Annotated in this window: 11 protein-coding genes, 1 tRNA gene and 1 other RNA gene; 10 read left to right on the plus strand and 3 right to left on the minus strand. The window is 61.2% G+C overall.

Going from position 1 to position 17,648, the window contains the following annotated elements:
• Positions 1-564 precede the first annotated feature (564 nt).
• Positions 565-1,116, minus strand: a complete 552-nt coding sequence (locus ACTNDJ_RS06035) for a LemA family protein (protein WP_427719860.1) — start codon at positions 1,114-1,116, stop codon at positions 565-567.
• Between the two features lie 211 nt (positions 1,117-1,327).
• On the opposite strand from ACTNDJ_RS06035, the gene ACTNDJ_RS06040 reads away from it, so the two are divergent.
• Positions 1,328-1,912: a TetR/AcrR family transcriptional regulator gene (locus ACTNDJ_RS06040; protein WP_195838605.1), complete on the plus strand. Its 585-nt coding sequence runs from the start codon at positions 1,328-1,330 to the stop codon at positions 1,910-1,912.
• 2 nt (positions 1,913-1,914) lie between these two features.
• On the opposite strand, the gene ACTNDJ_RS06045 is transcribed toward ACTNDJ_RS06040, so the two are convergent.
• Positions 1,915-2,004, minus strand: a tRNA-Ser gene (locus ACTNDJ_RS06045).
• 51 nt (positions 2,005-2,055) lie between these two features.
• Here ACTNDJ_RS06045 and tadA point away from each other — a divergent pair.
• The 5 genes from tadA to bilS all read left to right on the plus strand — a co-directional run bounded on the left by tadA (position 2,056) and on the right by bilS (position 8,856).
• Positions 2,056-3,837, plus strand: a complete 1,782-nt coding sequence (tadA, locus tag ACTNDJ_RS06050; protein ID WP_441063874.1) for a tRNA adenosine(34) deaminase TadA — start codon at positions 2,056-2,058, stop codon at positions 3,835-3,837.
• Positions 3,838-4,013: 176 nt separating this feature from the next.
• An RNA gene (gene ffs, locus ACTNDJ_RS06055) (signal recognition particle sRNA small type) lies at positions 4,014-4,109 on the plus strand.
• 341 nt (positions 4,110-4,450) lie between these two features.
• Entirely contained in the window at positions 4,451-6,334 is a 1,884-nt protein-coding gene (locus tag ACTNDJ_RS06060; RefSeq protein WP_441063876.1) for an ABC transporter ATP-binding protein, read from the plus strand.
• Positions 6,335-8,194, plus strand: coding sequence for an ABC transporter ATP-binding protein (locus tag ACTNDJ_RS06065; RefSeq protein WP_441063877.1), 1,860 nt, complete (start codon positions 6,335-6,337; stop codon positions 8,192-8,194).
• A 110-nt stretch (positions 8,195-8,304) separates the two neighbouring features.
• Positions 8,305-8,856 (plus strand): flavodoxin family protein BilS, encoded by a 552-nt coding sequence (bilS, locus tag ACTNDJ_RS06070; protein ID WP_441083449.1) that lies wholly within the window; start codon positions 8,305-8,307, stop codon positions 8,854-8,856.
• 690 nt (positions 8,857-9,546) lie between these two features.
• Here the strand turns inward: bilS and ACTNDJ_RS06075 are convergent.
• Positions 9,547-11,847, minus strand: coding sequence for an LTA synthase family protein (locus ACTNDJ_RS06075; RefSeq protein WP_441063880.1), 2,301 nt, complete (start codon positions 11,845-11,847; stop codon positions 9,547-9,549).
• Between the two features lie 213 nt (positions 11,848-12,060).
• On the opposite strand from ACTNDJ_RS06075, the gene ACTNDJ_RS06080 reads away from it, so the two are divergent.
• The 4 genes from ACTNDJ_RS06080 to ACTNDJ_RS06095 all read left to right on the plus strand — a co-directional run bounded on the left by ACTNDJ_RS06080 (position 12,061) and on the right by ACTNDJ_RS06095 (position 17,648).
• Positions 12,061-12,930 carry a nitroreductase family protein gene (locus ACTNDJ_RS06080; RefSeq protein ID WP_154517858.1) on the plus strand — a complete coding sequence of 290 codons (870 nt, stop codon included), beginning with the start codon at positions 12,061-12,063 and terminating at the stop codon, positions 12,928-12,930.
• 158 nt (positions 12,931-13,088) lie between these two features.
• Complete coding sequence (locus ACTNDJ_RS06085; protein WP_441063882.1) at positions 13,089-15,116, plus strand: KUP/HAK/KT family potassium transporter; 2,028 nt, start codon at positions 13,089-13,091, stop codon at positions 15,114-15,116.
• Positions 15,117-15,304: 188 nt separating this feature from the next.
• Positions 15,305-16,930: a sensor histidine kinase gene (locus ACTNDJ_RS06090; RefSeq protein WP_441063883.1), complete on the plus strand. Its 1,626-nt coding sequence runs from the start codon at positions 15,305-15,307 to the stop codon at positions 16,928-16,930.
• 4 nt (positions 16,931-16,934) lie between these two features.
• Positions 16,935-17,648 carry a response regulator gene (locus ACTNDJ_RS06095; RefSeq protein WP_441063885.1) on the plus strand — a complete coding sequence of 238 codons (714 nt, stop codon included), beginning with the start codon at positions 16,935-16,937 and terminating at the stop codon, positions 17,646-17,648.

The raw sequence follows: 17,648 nt of genomic DNA on the forward strand, positions 1-17,648 counted from the left end.
CCTTCCTGGCCTCGATGTCGTGCTTCACCCTCAAGTCGACACGCATAAAAAGCCTCCCATTTCTCATGTCCAAGAAATGGGAGGCAGTTCACACTACGTGCGGCGGGGGTTCTTTCGTCCTGCGGAGTGCGCCTGGGTGTGGGCTCCATAAGGAGCTTGGCCCTAGTGACCCCGCGCAGTTCTGTAGGAAAACCCGCACCAGGAAGAGGTGCGTGCGCGGTTTTCCGGTTGCCGCTCGCCTGGGGTGGGACGGGGCGTACATTTTTGGGAGTTTTCAGCAGCCGGGTGCGCATGCATACGGGATTTTGGGCGAAAGTCAGGCGCCGTGAGCCGCATCCTGTAGAAAATGAGTGATCCCTGAGGTGCTGAGGGCTCAGAATCAGGGTTTTCAACGCGGTTTTGTGGGCCCGTTCCTGTTCCTTTGGGCTCCAGGATGCTGAAAACTCCAAAATTTGCACGCCGCCCTCTGGGGTACCTGTGGGCAAAAAGCAACCGTCCCGCCGAAGTATGCATTCGACGGGACGGTTTATGCATATACCCGATTAAGGATACGCTGCGGATCTGTTAGAACTTGACGGTCGGTGCCTGGCGGGCAGCTTCGGCGGCCTCGAAGCCCTGGCGCTCCTTAAACTGGAAGATGCCGGCAAAGATAACGGCCGGGAACGTCTGGATGGCGTTGTTGTAGCTGAGCACGCAGTCGTTGTAGCTCTGGCGCGCGTAGCTCACCTTGTTCTCGGTGTCCTCGAGCGTAGCCTGGAGCTGCATAAAGTTGGTGTTCGCCTTAAGGTCGGGGTAGGCCTCGGCCACGGCAAAGAGCTGGCGCAGCGCACCGGTCAGCACGTTGTCGGCTTCCATTTTGGCCTCGGGGGTGGTGGCGCTTACGGCGGTGTTGCGCGCGTTGATCACGGCGGCGAGCGTGTCCTGCTCGTGCTTGGCGTAGCCCTTGACGGTCTCGACCAGGTTGGGGATCAGGTCGTTGCGGCGCTGCAGCTGCGTGTCGATGTTCTGCCAGGCGTTATCGATACGATTGCGCTTGGTAACCATGTTGTTGTAGATGCCAGCGATGGCGCAGACGATCACAACGACAACAACGATACCGATGATGACGGGAAGCATGATGTCTCCGTTTCGAATGGCAGCGGCGTTTTGCGCCGGCCGTTGTTGGTATAACGTATCTAGTATACCCGCAACCTTTGGCGGTGCCGAACTTTCCGGTAAGCGTTTTGTTTCAACCAGGGAGGGGGCGCCAATATCGAACGGTTGGTACAGGTGTAAGATATGCGACAAATTACGGAATGCTGTCTACGCCTTGAGGATGGCGATACGGATGGACCTTCGCATCAAGAAAACCTATCGTGCCCTGTTCGACGCCTTTACCGAGCTTTTGGAAGAGTATCGGTTTGAGGATTTGACGGTTGCCATGCTTTGCGACCGGGCCCTGATTCGCCGCACGACGTTCTATAAGCATTTTCGCGATAAAAACGATTATTTTGCCTTCTATATCGATGAGCTTATGACGGGCTTGCCGCAAAACCAGACCGACGCAGCGGACGCGGAGCCGCTTGTGGATGTACAGGCGCTTCGCCATGAGGTCTTTGACGATGCCATGAATATGGTACTGGCGCATGAGCAGCTCATGGATAACCTTTTGGCGAGCAGCATGTCGGGCATGCTGACCGGCATGATTTGCGACCGCATCGCGCATTCCATCCGTGAGCGCGTGATGAGCTCGCTTGCCGAAGACGCCCTGGCGCCCGTTTCGCTTGAGACGACATCGGAATTTATCGCCGGTGGCATTATTCGAGTGTTCACAAATTGGTGGGAATCGGGCCACGATCTTGAGCGTCGACCCGAGATGGCCGACGTGGTCGATGCGCTGTTTGAGCGCACCATGACGCCGGTGAATCACTAAGGTGGCGGAGAGAGGGGGATTCGAACCCCCGGAACGCTCTCGCGCTCAACGGTTTTCAAGACCGCCGCATTCAACCGCTCTGCCATCTCTCCGTGAGTCGTAATGATAGCATCGTTTTGAATTTGCAACAGGGAAGGCGAACGATGACGATCACCGAAATCGACGAGAAGTTCATGCGCGAGGCGCTGGCGGAGGCGCGCGCCGCTGCGACAGTGGGCGAGGTGCCGATTGGTGCTGTGGTGGTGCGTGCGGGCGAGATTGTCGCGAGGGCGCATAATCGCCGTGAGCTCGACCAGGACCCTTCGGCACATGCCGAGTTTTTGGCCCTGTGCGCCGCCGCTCAGACGCTTGGGCGTTGGCGCCTTTCCGATTGTACGGTCTACGTGACGCTCGAACCCTGCTGCATGTGCGCGGGGCTTATGGTTAACGCGCGCGTGGGGCGTTGCGTGTATGGTGCGGCTGATGCCAAGGCGGGCGCGGTGGGCTCGCTGTATGACCTCAATGCCGATTCGCGCCTGAACCATCGGTTTAATGTGACCGCCGGCGTGCTGGCAGACGAGTGTCGTGAGGTGTTGAGCGGCTATTTTAGTGGGCTGCGTGACACCGATGGTGCTGTCTGCGGTTGTGGGGCCGATCTTGAGACGCATGCCGCTCATGCCAAGGCACTCACGTGTGCCGAAGATATTGCCGTTGAGGCGGTCGATTTTGGTGTCGCGTGCCGCCGGCCCCGCCGTGTGCTGCTGGCGATCGACTCCTTTAAGGGCAGCGTTTCGAGTGCACAGGCGGAGTCGGCGGTTGTCGAGGGTGTACGCCGCGCTTGGCCCGATGCCGATGTGTGCACATTGCCGCTGGCAGATGGTGGCGAGGGAACGCTCGATGCCGTCGCCGCGCGCGGCGGCGAGCTTTTGACCTGCGAGGTTGCAGGGCCCTTGGGCGATCGCGTGTCTGCCCGGATGCTGGTGGACGGCGAGCACGAGTCGGCTGTAGTTGAGACGGCCGAGGCGGCGGGTATTGGGTATTCGCCCTGCACGGAATCGGCGGCGATCGCGGCTTCGACCTATGGCGTGGGCGAGCTCATGCTTCGCGCGGTCCGTGCTGGGGCAAAGACTATCTATATTGGCTTGGGCGGCAGCGCTACCAACGATGGCGGCGCCGGTATGCTGCAGGCGCTGGGCGCGCATCTTGTCGACGAGTGTGGCTGCAATATCGCCCCCGGTCTTGCGGGTCTCGAACACGTGGTGAGTATCGATTTGGCGCCAGCGCTTCGGGCGCTGAATGGCGTGCGTATCGTGGTGCTTTCCGATGTTGAGAATCCGCTCGTGGGGCGCCGAGGAGCCCTGACGGTGTTTGGCGGGCAGAAAGGCCTGCCGACGGGTGACGTCGAGGCGCTGCGCGGGTACGACGGATGGATGGTCGGCTATGGCCGCCTGCTCGATGCGGCGATTGCTAGGGCGCGGGCTCAGGGGTTGTTGCGCACACCCGAGGGCGCACGGGCATTTGGCTCGGTGCTCGGCGTGCCCGGCGCGGGCGCGGCGGGTGGCTTGGGTGCCGCGCTGCTGGCGCTCGGTGCGGAGCTGCGCTCGGGCGTGGAGACGGTGCTCGATTTGATTGGGTTTGACGAGTGCGTGCGCAATGCCGATCTGGTCATAACGGGCGAGGGCAATATGGACGAGCAATCCGCCGCCGGTAAGGCGCCGGTGGGCGTGGCCCGTCGTGCGAAGCGATATAGCAAGCCGGTGGTCGCCGCCGTAGGCGGTCGTGCCGACAACCTGGATGCGGTGTATGGACAGGGTATCGACTTGGTTCTGCCGGTTTGCCGCAGGCCCATGCCCCTTGACCAAGCGCTCGACCCCCAGGAAGCCACAACCAACCTCATCTGTGCCGGCGAGGCAGCCGCTCGAGCCTACGACCTCGGCCGTATTTGAGTTTATCCAGGCAAGTCTCAATAAGTTGCGGTGGAATAGTTCCTGTTTTTGGCCTTGGCCGTAAAACAGGAACTATTCCACCGCAACTCAAAAGTAGTCTTTTTGGCCCCGTCCCAAATTAGCTACCTTGCCCCATCGGGCGGGAGCGGGTAAGATATACCGAGCGCCAAGCGCGCTCGATGGGTTCGGATGACGACATGTTCCGAATCTGGTCAGGTCCGGAAGGAAGCAGCCATAAGGAGCCTCTGTCGGGCATCCGAATCCATCGAGCGCACGGGCGCTTTTTGGTGCCGCGATGCGGTCCCGGTGCCGGCGGGCTGTTTGGTGTCTCGCTGGTCCTCGGCTTTGCCTGCGGGATCGCTCGACTACCAAACAGCCCGCCGGCACCGGGACCACTTCGTCCAAAAATCACCCGTAGAGGGCGCATTTATCTGAAGAATTGAATCCCGTGTCTTGCGGCGCTCGCTGGCGTTGCCAAAGCATCGGCTGCTACATGCCTTGGGCGCTAGTGACCGTCGCCCTTACATCTGTAACGAGTTGCTTACGCATCTCCAGGGCTCGCCGTACTATCATGAATCAGATTGAAGAGAGATGATGATAGGGAGCGCCTTCTATGATTGAGCTGCTCAGGCGTTTTGGTGGTAAGTTTCGCCGGTATATGGTGATTGGCCCTGCGTGTAAGTTGATCGAAGTGATTTTTGACCTGCTTACGCCGCTCGTGATTGCCCAGATGATCGATAAGGGTATTGGCGCACGCGATGTCAACGCCGTCGTCCACTACGGTATGGTGCTCGCCGCCATGGCTGTGATCGGCATCTCGTTTACGCTCGTCTGCCAAAAGATGGCGGCGCTCACCTCGCAGGGCATGGGCACCGACATTCGCGGCGCACTCTACCAGCACATCAATAAGCTGAGCTATGCCGAACTCGATCGCTTTGGTACGCCGTCGCTCATCACGCGCATCACCAACGATGTCAACCAGGTGCAGCTTGCCGTGGCGCTGGGCGTGCGCATGCTCATTCGCTGGCCCTTTTTGGCGGTGGGCTCTATGTGCGCGGCCCTTGCCATCGACCTTAAGCTCGGCATCATCTTTTTGATTTGCACGCCCGCCATCGGCTTGGTGTTTTGGTTTGTCATGGCGCGCTGCATTCCGTATTACAAGCAGCTGCAGGCAAAGCTCGACCGCATCGCGCTTGTCTGCCGCGAGGGCCTTTCGGGCGCCCGCGTGGTCCGCGCCTTTGTGCGCGAGGATCACGAGCGCGAGCGCTTTGCCCAAGCCGCCGACGACCAGGCCCATACCGCCATCGCGGTAGGCAAGCTCTCGTCGATCCTTAACCCCGTAACGTTTTTGATGATGAACCTAGGCGTGTGCGCCATCCTGTGGGTGGGCGGCATCCAGGTCAACGTGGGCGAGCTTACGCAGGGCCAGGTTATGGCGTTCGTCAACTACATGACGCAGACGCTCACCTCCATCGTGTACGTCGCCAACCTGGTCGTGGTCTTTACCAAGGCGAGCGCGAGCGCTTCGCGCATCAACGAGGTGCTCAATTGTGAGCCGAGCATCACCGACGAGGGCAACCAGCCGGTCGCGCTGCCCAAGCCGAGCGACCTGGCGGGTGGCTCGGCTCCAGTCCCCGCGCTGAGCTTGAGCCATGCGAGCTTTTCGTTTGGCGCCGGCGCTGTCAACGCCGTCAACGATGTGACCCTGGAACTGCCGCTGGGCAAAACGCTCGGCATTATCGGTGGCACGGGTAGCGGCAAGTCCACACTCGTCTCGCTTATCCCACGCCTGTACGATGCGGGCGTGGGCAGCGTGAGCGTGATGGGTGCCGACGTGCGCACCTGGCCGCTCGACCAGCTGCGCCACGTGGTCGCGACCGTTCCACAGCGCGCGTCGCTGGTGAGCGGCACTATCCGCAGCAACCTGACCTGGCGCGACGAGGCGGCAACCGACGAGGAGCTGTGGGCGGCGCTCGATATGGCGCAGGCCAGCGAGTTTGTGCGCAACAAGCCGCAGGGCTTAGATGCCCCGGTCGAGGCGGGCGGCAAGAACTTTAGCGGTGGCCAGCGCCAGCGCCTGACCATCGCACGTGCCCTGGTGGGCTCTCCGCAGATTCTGATCATGGATGACTCCGCCTCGGCGCTCGACTTTAAGACCGACGCAGCGCTTCGCCGTGCCATTCGTGAACGAAGCGTGTGCGGTGCTGCCGAGGGCGGGCTGCCGCTGACGACCATCATCGTGAGCCAGCGCGTCTCGACCGTGCGCGACGCCGACGTGATTTGCGTACTCGACCACGGCTCGGTCGCGGGCTTGGGCACGCACGATGAGCTGTATGCAAGCTGCCAGCTCTACCGCGAGATTTGCCAGTCGCAGCTTCGCCGCGAGGAGCTCGAGGGTCAGCAGGGGAGTACGGCGCCCACGCCCGCTCCAAGCCCCGCGTCCGCCTCAGGCGCCCCGACCGCCCCCGCATCCGTCTGCGCAAGGGAGGGCTGCTAAATGAATCCCTACACTTCCTCCGGTTCGGTTGCCACGATGACGGCCAACGTGTCCGGCAACGATAACCTCAACGACCTGGGCGACGGTCCGCGCCAGCCCGGCGATCCCGAGCGCTATCCCGTGGGTGCGGTGACCCGCCGCCTGCTGGGCTATGTTCGTCCGCACCGCATTTCGTTTGTAGCGTCGTTTGTGAGTGCCGCCGCTTCGGTGATCTTGCAGCTCTACACGCCCATCCTCGTCGGCGAGGGCATCGACCTGATCGTCGCCGCCGGGCAGGTGGACTTCGATGCGCTGCTGCCGCTTGTCACCAAGCTCGCGATTGTCGTCGTAGGTGCTGCGGCTTTCCAGTGGCTGCAGGGCTACTGCGTCAACCGCCTGTCCTACGAGACGGTGCGCGACATGCGCGTGGAGGCGAGCGACAAGCTCAGCCGCATGCCGCTCAGCTTTATCGACAGCCATGCCCACGGCGACCTTATGGGCCGCGTGGTCAACGATGTCGATCAGGTGGGCGATGGCCTGCTGCAGGGCTTTACCCAGCTTTTCACCGGCGTTATCACCATCGTGGGCACGCTCGCGTTTATGCTTTCCATCAACCTGACCATGACGCTCGTGGTGGTGCTCGTCACGCCGCTTTCCATTTTTGCAGCCGGTGCTATTGCCAAGCTCTCCAACAAGAGCTTTACGGCACAGCAGCGCATCCAAGGCCAGCTCGGTGGTCATATCGAGGAGTACGTGGGCGAGCAGAAGCTTGTCGACGCTTTTGCCTATGGCTCCAACGCGCAAGCGAGCTTCGATGCCCTCAATGCCGAGCTCTACACCGCGGGCGAGCGCGCGCAGTTTATGGGTTCGCTCTCCAACCCCGGCACGCGCTTTATCAATAACATCATCTATGCCGTGGTCGCTGTGATCGGCTGCGTGGGCGTGATCACGGGCGTGCCCGCGGCGCTTACGGTGGGCGGCGTGCAGATCTTTCTGTCCTATGCTAACCAGTACACCAAGCCGTTCAACGAGGTCACCAACGTTATTACGCAGATCCAGTCGGCGTATGCCTCGGCGCGCCGCATGTTTGCGCTGCTCGATGCGCGCGAGCAGGAGCCCGACGCGTCGGACGCTGTAGAGCTTGCCGCACCGCAGGGCGAGGTCGCCTTTGAGCATGTGGACTTTAGCTACGTGTCCGACCGCAAGCTGCTGCAGGATATCTGCATCGAGGCCAAGCCCGGCATGCGCTTTGCCCTGGTCGGCCCTACGGGCTGTGGCAAGACAACGCTCATCAATTTGCTGCTGCGTTTTTATGATATCGATGCCGGCCGCATTGCGGTCGATGGCCGTTCCTCGCGTGACTACACGCGCGCAAGCATGCGCCGTGCCTTTGGCATGGTGTTGCAGGATACGTGGCTGTTCGAGGGCACGGTGGCAGATAACATCGCCTACGGCTGTCCCGATGCCACGCGCGAGCAGGTTATCGAAGCTGCCAAGCGCGCGCATGCGCACAAGTTTATCGTGCAGCTGCCGCAGGGCTACGACACGGTGATTGGCGAGGACGGCGGCACGTTTAGCCAGGGTCAAAAACAGCTGCTGTGCATCGCGCGCGTCATGCTCACCGACCCGGCGATCTTGCTGCTGGACGAGGCGACCTCGAGCATCGACACCCGCACCGAGCTGCAGGTGCAGGCGGCATTCGACGAGCTCATGGCCGGTCGCACAAGCTTTGTGGTGGCGCACCGCCTGAGCACCATTCGCAACGCCGACTGCATTCTGGTGATGCGCGACGGCGAGATTATCGAGCGCGGCACACACGACGAGCTGCTGGCGGCAGACGGCTTCTATGCCGATCTTTACCGCAGCCAGTTTGCCCAGTAGGGGCCACCGATTAGCGGCAGGTGGTTTACATCTGTCACGTTGGTACTAAGATATTCATCTAATAAATTGCATTAGTGGCTTTAGTTTTGGGGAAACGAGGCAACGTGACTATGACGTGCTCTTTGGTGGTTAACAGCAAGAGCGGCAATACCAGGATGGTTTCGGGCGCGATCAAGCGCGCTCTGCAGGCTGCGGGTGTTGAGTTTGTCCATGCCGCGGCGTTGAGCGACGATGCGGATGTAGATCAGGTTGCGCTCGAGGCGCAGGGCGCCTGCGCGGCCGACACGGTGCTCGTCGGTTTTTGGTGTGACAAGGGCGCGTGCACGCCTTCGGTCGCGGCGTTGCTCTCCACCTTGCACGGCAAGCGCGTCTTTTTGTTTGGCACCTGCGGTTTTGGCGCCGACCAGAGCTATTATCAGCAGATTATCGATCGCGTGACCTCCAATTTGGCCAATGATGCCGAGCTTGTAGGTTGGGCGATGTGCCAGGGCAAGATGGGCCTTGCGGTCAAGCAGCGCTACGAGGCCATGCTCGAGCAAGATTCCGACAACGCCCGCGCTAAGTTGCTGCTCGACAACTGGGTTGCCGCGAAGGACCATCCGACCAAGGAAGATCTGGACAACATGGCGGCAGCCGCCAAGAAGGCCGTGCTGGGCGAGTAGGTCTATCGCCGTCGTGCGTGCGAAATAATACAGAAGCGTAAGCCCCGAAATTCTCGAGGCTTTTTCTTGACACTCGCGGGAGCAACCGTGGCAAGCGTGTGGGGCGACATTTTCCATCACCCCGATGACGAGGCCGTCCTGGAAGACACGCTCTCCTGCGTCCGCTGGATGTATTGAGCGTGGGACGGGCTTTCCAGATGGGCAGGGTTTCGGGAAGTGTGTCCCAGAATCGGCGCTCAGACTGGGATACACTTTCCGCTTTACGCCTTGTCCGGAAACTGTGTCCCGGAATTAAGGCTTGGAATGGGATGCACTTTCCGGTTGAGAGCCTTAGCGGAAAGTGCGATCCGGAATTTACTCTTGAAGTGGGATGCGCTTTCCCAACAGGCCCTCAAGCGGAAACTGCGTCCCATTCCGGACGTGAATTCTGGGACACAGTTTCCGCGATTCGCATGACAGGCCACGCTTCTACCATGAGGTGAGCGCAGTTTCTTTATCAGCCCACTCAACCCGCAACGGGTGAGGGGCGGCGGCAGGCGAAGGCACGGGAAAGGTCTGTCGCGAGTTCCGCACGCAAAGGGGGCCACTTAATGTGGCCCCCGTCTTGCGCAGGACTGTTTGAGCAGCAGACCTTTCCCGTGCCTCCGCCTGCCGCCGATTCGGGCCCCCGACCCCGTTACTTGATCCCCGCTACTTGATCTTGGTCGTACCCGGCGCCAGGTTGGGGTCGGTCTCGTTGGCCTCGGTCTGGAGGTGCTCGGTGTACACGTTCTTGCCGTCGCGGAACATCTCGTAGTACTGCATCTTGGCGTAATCCTCGAGCGCCTTGGTGGCCGCTGCGGCGACGGCGTCGTCACCGGTGACGTTGGAGGAGAGCGCCCAGCGCAGGCTAGCGTCCTCGTAGCCCACCGAGTTAATGGCGGGCAGCGACTTGCGCAGCGTCATGTGCGCTTTCTGGTAGTCGGTCAGTGGTGCGCCGATCAGCTGCATCAGCTGGGTGGACAGGTAGTTGGTGGACAGGTCGTCGACCTCGCTTGTCTGGTCGCAGCCGGCAACGTCGTAGTTGGCCCAGATGATGTAGTCGGTCTGCCACAGGCGCTCCTGATGCGTAGCGTCGTCCTCGCCGGTAAACCACTTATCGTTGAACTTGGACGGGAAGAACGGCTGATGGTCGCCCCAGAACACCACGACCACCTTGCGGTCGAGATTGCGCAGGGCATTGAGGAAGTAGCGCAGCGCCTGGTCGGACTGCTCGATGCACGAGACGTACTCGTCGACATCGGAGAGTGTGCCGTCCTCGATGGTCTTGGCGTCCAGATCGGTCGTGTCGATGTTCAGGTGCATCTGCTTATCTGCCGGCAGCAGGCCCGTATCGTAGCCCGAGTGGTTCTGCATGGTCACGTCAAAGATGAACTGCGGGTCGGCGTTCTGGTTGAGCAGCTCAAGGATTTTGTCGTAGGTTGCCTGGTCGGTCACCATGCCGCGCAAGGTGTCGGCTCCCTGGAAGTCGTTGATGGACAGGAACTGGTCAAAGCCAAAGTCCTTGTAGACGTTCTCACGGTTCCAGTTGGTTGCGTGGTTGGGGTGCATGGCCGTTGTGGAATATCCGAGCGACTTGAACTGCTCTGCCAGGTTTCCGGTCGTTTCCATGTTGTAGATGGTGTAGGGGTACACGCCCGAGCCCAGGTTGGCCATGGAGTTGCCGGTCATAAACTCAAACTCGGTATTGGCGGTACCGCCGCCGTAGGCACTCACGTAGAGCTTGCCGCGGCTGAGGCAGTCGGACAGGTTCTTAAAGTACTGCGGGCCCTCGTAGCCGGCGTGCATCTCCTGATAGATCGAAAGATCCGAGAAGGTTTCGTTCATAATGGCGATGACCGTGGGCTTCTCGCTATCGAACTGCTCTTGGGCGGCGGTACGGGCGTCGCTTGTGGCGGCATCGGACTTGTCATAGGCCTTGGCATACTTTTTGAGCGTTGCCTTGGCGTCGTCGGCGGAGTAGTTGGCGGGTTTGGGCGGCTTGATGGACTGTGCCGCACTAATAAAGGCAGGCAGATAACCCTCGCGCCAGTAGCTCTCGAGCGGGCGCCAGGTGTAGACGGTGATGCCGAGGGTGTTGTAGTAGTCAATAAGCGTGACATGCGCGGTCACGCCGCCCAGGCACAGCACCGCCACGAGCAGGTTGGTGAGCAGCATGCGCTTGGCGTTGGCGGCGCCCTTCTGACGGTGCGGTGCTACCAGGCCGGCGTACTCGCATAGCAGCATGGCGATGGCGGTAAAGCCCATGGACAGCACGCAGAACAGCGAGATCGAGTAGGTGTAGCCGCTGCCGGCGACCGCGGCGGCGGTGGAGATGGCCGAAAGGTCGCCCGGCTGGATGGGCATGGATTTAAACGTGATGACGAAGAACTCGGCAATGCCCAGGATAAAGAGGGCGAAGGTCAGGACGGCGGGAGCTGCGCCGCGGCGCTGGAACAGGAAGAACAGGCCGACCATGAGCGTGGTGATGATGGCCCACTCGAGCAGTATGCACAGGGGGTAGACCCAGGTAAAGTCGTGGTTGGACGAGACCTCCATGCCCAGCAGCGCAAAGACGCCGGCGAGCAGCAGGCACAGCACGGCGGCGACGAGCGGTTTGCCCACAAAGGCGCCGCGCAGACGGGCGAGCTTGCCGGTGGGGGCGGGGGCGTCGGGCGCGGCGAACGCAAAGACGCGCGGGGCGATGCGGTCGCGTGCGATGCTGGCCCAGGCGCAGCCGGTGAGGATGGCGTTGGTCAGGATGAGCATCACAAAGGCGAGCGGCTCGTTTTGGGCGACGAGGCCCATGGCGCCCCAAATGGTCAAAAAGACCTGGAACAGACCGAAGGCGACGCTCCATCCAAGAGCGCCCTTGGCAACGGTGCCCAACTGCGCGCGAATGGCCTTGGCCTCGCGCAAGACAAGGAAGACGGTCGCCGCAAGACCGACGAGCGAGATGGCGGCAGCGAACATGCTGAGACTCCTCACAAACTTAAAACTACGAAAGCGGGGGTTTACCCGATTGTTACCAAGATATGCGCTGCGATTGGTGGCTGCGCACAACAACCAGCCATATTAGCGCGCATGTGTGGCGGTGTGGCGCAATGTAGTGGCGACCTGCGCGATAATGGACGGGAATTACACGGAAACGTAAAGGCTTCCTAAAGAAATGGCGAGGTTAAGGCGATGAACGAGCAGGTTTGTATGACGAGTGCGGGCGACGTGGGCGCTGGCATGGGCGCGGGCGGCTATCCGGTCGAGACCACGGGCAATGCGGTGCTGGACATTTTGGAGCACCGTTCGTCCACGCGTGCCTTTGCGCGCGATGACAACGACCGTCCCGTAGCGGTGACCGACGAGCAGCGGGCGGCGATTCTGCATGCGGCGAGCCGCGCGCCGTCGGCAGGCGCCATGATGATGTATTCCATCGTGAGTATCCGCGAGCAGACAACGCTCGATCGCCTGGCCGACCTGTGCGACCACCAGCCCATGATCGCCAAGGCGCCCTGGGCACTTATATTTGTGGTCGACTATGCCAAGTGGATCGATCTGTTTGAGCACGTGGGTTGCTTTGAGCCCGAGTTTGTCGAGCGCACGGGCAAGGCGCCCCGCCGCGCGCCGGGTTTAGGCGACTTTGCCATCGCGGCGCAGGATGCCGTGATCGCTGCCCAAAACGCCGTGGTCGCCGCCGAGGCCCTGGGGCTGGGGAGCTGCTATATCGGCGATGTCGTCGAGAACGCCGAGGAAGTTGCTGCGCTGCTGGACTTGCCGCCCTATACCATGCCGCTGTCGATGCTCATCATCGGCACGCCCCGCAAGGAGCGCCCGGCGATTGCGCATCCCGTGGTGAACCTGGTGCACGAGGAGCGCTATCGCCGCGCCGATGCCGCGACCATGGATGCGCAGGTGGCCGAGATGGACGCGATGTTCCGTCCGCATGCCCGCGAGGTGGGGGAGCGCGTCGTGGATATCTACACCCGCAAGCACACGAGCCCCTTTATGGCCGAGATGAGCCGATCCATGGAGTGGTGGTTCAAAAACTGGCTCGGAAAATGACGAATGTGACAAAGGGACAGTCCCTTTGTCGCATTCCATATCGCCGCGGTGGCCTAAAGGCCGTATAAATGTTTATCTAGCTGGGAAAACAGTGCATTAAAACATGGGACGATTATCTATAATCCCCTCGAACGTTAAAGTTGGGAGGAAACCGGCTTATGGAACAAAAGGCCAAGGAGGCAGCCTCGCACGCTGCGATTCCTGTGAGCATCTCGGCGATGCTCGTCACGCTGGGCGTGGTGTATGGCGATATCGGCACCAGCCCCATGTATGTAACCAAGGCGCTCGTTGCCGGCAACGGCGGCATCGGAAGCGTCACGGAGGAGTTCGTGCTCGGCGCGCTCTCGCTCGTCGTGTGGACGGTCACGCTGCTGACGACCGTCAAGTACGTGCTCATCTCGCTGCGCGCCGACAACCATGGCGAGGGCGGTATCTTTGCTCTGTACAGCTTGGTTAAGCGCTGCGGCAAATGGCTCATCATCCCCGCCATGCTGGGCGGCGCGGCACTGCTCGCCGATGGCATCCTCACGCCTGCCGTTACCGTGACTACGGCTATCGAAGGCCTGCGCACCATTCCGGCAGTCCATGCCGTGCTGGGCGACGATCAGGCCCGCGTCGTGGCCATCACGCTTGCCATCATCATTGCGCTCTTCTTGGTGCAGCGCATCGGCACGGCCAAGATCGGCCACGCCTTTGGCCCCATCATGACGCTGTGGTTCCTGTTCCTGGGCGGCACGGGTCTGTTCTTTGTCTTCCAGCACCCCGCCGTGCTGCTGTGCCTCAACCCGGTGCGCGGCATCGCCTTTTTGTTGAGCCCCAACAACCATGCGGGCATCATGATTCTGGGCAGCTGCTTCCTCGCCACCACCGGTGCCGAGGCGCTCTACTCCGACATGGGCCACGTGGGCCGTGGCAACATCTACGCAACCTGGCCGTTCGTTAAGTGCTGCTTGCTGCTGTCCTACATGGGCCAGGGCGCGTGGCTTATCAACAACGCCGGCAACCCGGAGCTCATGGGTATCGCCGACCTCAACCCCTTCTACCAGATGCTTACCCCGGGCCTGCGTCCCTTTGCCGTCGGCCTTTCCACCGTCGCGGCCATCATTGCCTCGCAGGCGCTCATCACCGGCGCTTTCTCGCTGGTGTCCGAGGCCAGCCGCCTGGACCTCATGCCGCACATGCAGGTCTTCTACCCTGCCGAGACCAAGGGCCAGCTCTATATTCCCATGGTCAACAACGTCATGCTTGTGGGCTGCGTCATCGTGGTGCTGCTGTTCCAGAGCTCGGCGCACATGGAGGCCGCCTACGGCTTGGCGATCACCCTGACCATGATGTGCACGACGCTGCTGCTCTTCTTCTACTTGCATGTTGATCGCGGCCTTAAGGTCGTCCCGTATATCTTCGTTGCGTTCTTCCTTATGCTCGAGGGCTTCTTCTTTGTGAGTTCGCTCACCAAATTTTTCCACGGTGGCTATTTCACTATTCTTATGGCCATGCTCATCATGGGCGTTATGCTGTGCTGGTACAACGGCACGGCGGTCGAGCGGCGTCAGTTTACGCTGCTGCCGCTGCGCAGCTATCTGCCGCAGCTCAAGCGCCTGCGCGACGACGATCGCTATGAGCTTATGAGCGACAACATCGTGTACCTGACCAAGGACACCAATACCGACTACATCGACCGCGATATCGTCTACTCGATTCTGGACAAGCATCCCAAGCGCGCCCGCGCCTGGTGGTTCGTGAACGTCGAGACCATGGACGAACCGCATACCTTTGCCTATTCGGTCGAGACGTTTGGCACCGACTATGTTTTCCGCGTGCATCTGTACTTGGGCTACAAGGTTAACCAGCGCGTGAACGCCTACCTGCGCCAGGTTGTTCAGGATCTGGCCGCCACTGGCGAGCTGCCGCCGCAGATGCATGACTACTCGGTCTACAAGGATCCGGGCAACATCGGCACGTTTAAGTTCGTCATGATCCGCAAGCTCCTGGCGCCCGAGAGTGACGTGGAGCCGAGCGAGCGCACGGCCATCACGCTCAAGTACATCATCCGCCGCTTTGCCGGTACGCCGGCGCGCTGGTATGGCCTGGAGAACTCCAACGTGAGCTTTGAGTATGTGCCGCTGTTCACCAAGTTCAAGGCTGTGAACAAGATGCGGCGCCTGGCCCCCAACGAGCGCCCGTAGTCGCCGACAGGTTGCATGGAGTTGGCCTTCGATGGACAAGAGTGTGTGCCCTGCTCGCGCACGTGCTGTTTGTCTAACGACCGCAGACTGCAAAGGCTATACACTTGGAACCACCACAAGGGAAACCACCACAAAGGTGCTGTCCCCTCTGTGGTGGTTTTTGTTTTTAAGAGAGGGGCGGGGTGCCGATGGACGTCCGTGCGGACGGCGATATTGCCGATAGCTTTTGGTGGCGGCGCACAACGCTGACACGTCGCAGCCCTCTGTATGACGCCTGCGTATCGGCGGGGCTGCTGGTCGCGGCGACGATTGTGGGTGCGCTGCTCGACCATCCTGGTCTCGCGCCGAGCATCATGATCGTCTATGTGTTCGCCGTGCAGCTGTGCGCATTCTTTACCTGGAGCCGCCTGTATTGCTTGCTGAGCTCGGCTGCCGCCGTAGCGCTCTACAACTTCTTGTTTGTCGACCCGCGCTGCTCGCTATCGTTTATCGACCGCGTCTATCCCGGCATGTTCTTCATCATGTTTGTGGTCTCGCTTGTGTCGAGCTCGATTGCGTTGGCCCTGCGCCGCGCCTTGGCACAGGCTGCCGCCAGCGACCGTCGCACGCATATGGTGCTCGAGACCAACCGCATGCTGCAGCGGTGTCCCGATCAGCAGCAGATTGTGCATGCCATGGCAACGCAGCTGGCGCGTCTTTCGGGCTGTCCGGTCGTGTGGTACAGCGCCGACGCCGACGATGATGACTTGCTGCCGCGTGCGACGTACACGGCCGTGGGTGACGCCTCGCCGGTGCACCAGCTGACGCCCCAGATGCCGCCGCGGCTCTCGGCGTCCGCCTATGTGGGAACGCCGCTCGATGCCACCTATGGCGGCTCGGCGTTTTATGGCATCTACCTGACGGTTTGCACGGGCGACGGCTTCGTGCGCTCGGGCGACCCCGCCTCGGTGGTGGGCGTGCTGGCTATCGTTGCCGAGCCCGACGTGCTGACGCACGAGGAACGGACACTTGCCGACGCCATCGTGAGCGAAGGCGAGCTGGCACTCGATCGCGCCCGCGCCATGGAGGCCCGCGAGGAGGCGGCGGTGCTCGCCAAAAACGAACAGCTGCGCGCCAATCTGCTGCGCTCCATCTCGCACGATCTGCGCACGCCGCTTACCAGCATTTCGGGCAATGCCGACGTGCTACTCGACCAGGGTTCGACCGGCACGGCCGTGCTCGATAGCCAGACGCGCCGCAGCATGCTCCTTTCCATTCGTTCGGATGCGCAATGGCTCAACGCCACCGTCGAGAATTTGCTCGCCATCACAAAGCTCGAGGGCGGCGGCATGCATCTGTCGACCACGCTCGAGCTCATGGACGATATCGTCGAGGAGGCGCTGCGCCACGTGAATCCGGCCGTACGCGAGCACGATCTTAAGGTGGTGCCGTGCGACGAGCCGGCGCTCGTCAACGTCGATGCGCGCCTGATGGTGCAGCTGGTAGTGAACCTGGTGAACAACGCTATTGCCTATACGCCGTCGGGCTCGCATATCGTGATCTCGATTATGGCGAACGATGGACAGGTGGCATGTTCCGTCGCCGATGACGGTCCCGGTATTGCGCCCGAGGAGCAGGGCCGGATCTTTGAATCGTTCTACACTGTCAACCATGGCTTGGCTGATAGCCATCGCAGCGTGGGCTTGGGACTTTCGCTCTGTCGATCCATTATGTTGGCGCATGGCGGTAGCATAGAGGTTGCCGCGGCGGACCCGCACGGCTCGGTCTTTACGATTGGGCTTCCCGCCGCCGACGTTTCGTTTGATAAGGAGTAACGCTGTGTCGAACTCTGCCATGAAACCGCTCATCTTGGTCGTTGAGGACGACCCCGCCGTCCGCAACCTTATCGTTGCCGCGCTCGAGTCGCACGGCTTGCGCCATATGGCCGTGGAGACCGCCCATGCCGCCATCGCCGCCGCCTCATCGCAGGCACCGAGTATTGTGCTGCTCGATCTGGGCCTGCCCGATATGGACGGCGTCAAGGTGGTGGAGTCGGTGCGCGCATGGTCGGGCATGCCGATCATTGTGGTTTCGGCGCGCAGCGAGGATGCGGACAAGATTCGCGCACTCGATGCCGGTGCCGACGACTACCTGACCAAGCCGTTTTCGGTCGAGGAGCTGCTCGCGCGCATTCGCACGACGCTCAGGCGCCTTTCGTATGCGCAAACGGGCGGCGTTGCCTCCGAGGGCTCGTTCGATACCGGTGAGCTGCATATCGATTTTGATGCCGGCATCGCCACGATGGATGGCGAGGAGCTGCATCTGACGCCGATCGAGTACAAGCTCTTGTGCCTGCTGGCGCACAACGCCGACAAGGTGCTGACGCACCAGTTTATCCTGCACGAGATTTGGGGCACGGCAACTAAGAGCGACCTGGCGAGCCTGCGTGTCTTTATGGGCACGTTGCGTAAGAAGATCGAGTCCGATCCGGCGCATCCGCGCTATATCCAGACGCACGTGGGTATCGGCTATCGCCTGGTCACCCAAGGCTAG

Source organism: Collinsella sp. HCP3S3_D1, assembly GCF_052064015.1.
Lineage (GTDB): Bacteria > Actinomycetota > Coriobacteriia > Coriobacteriales > Coriobacteriaceae > Collinsella.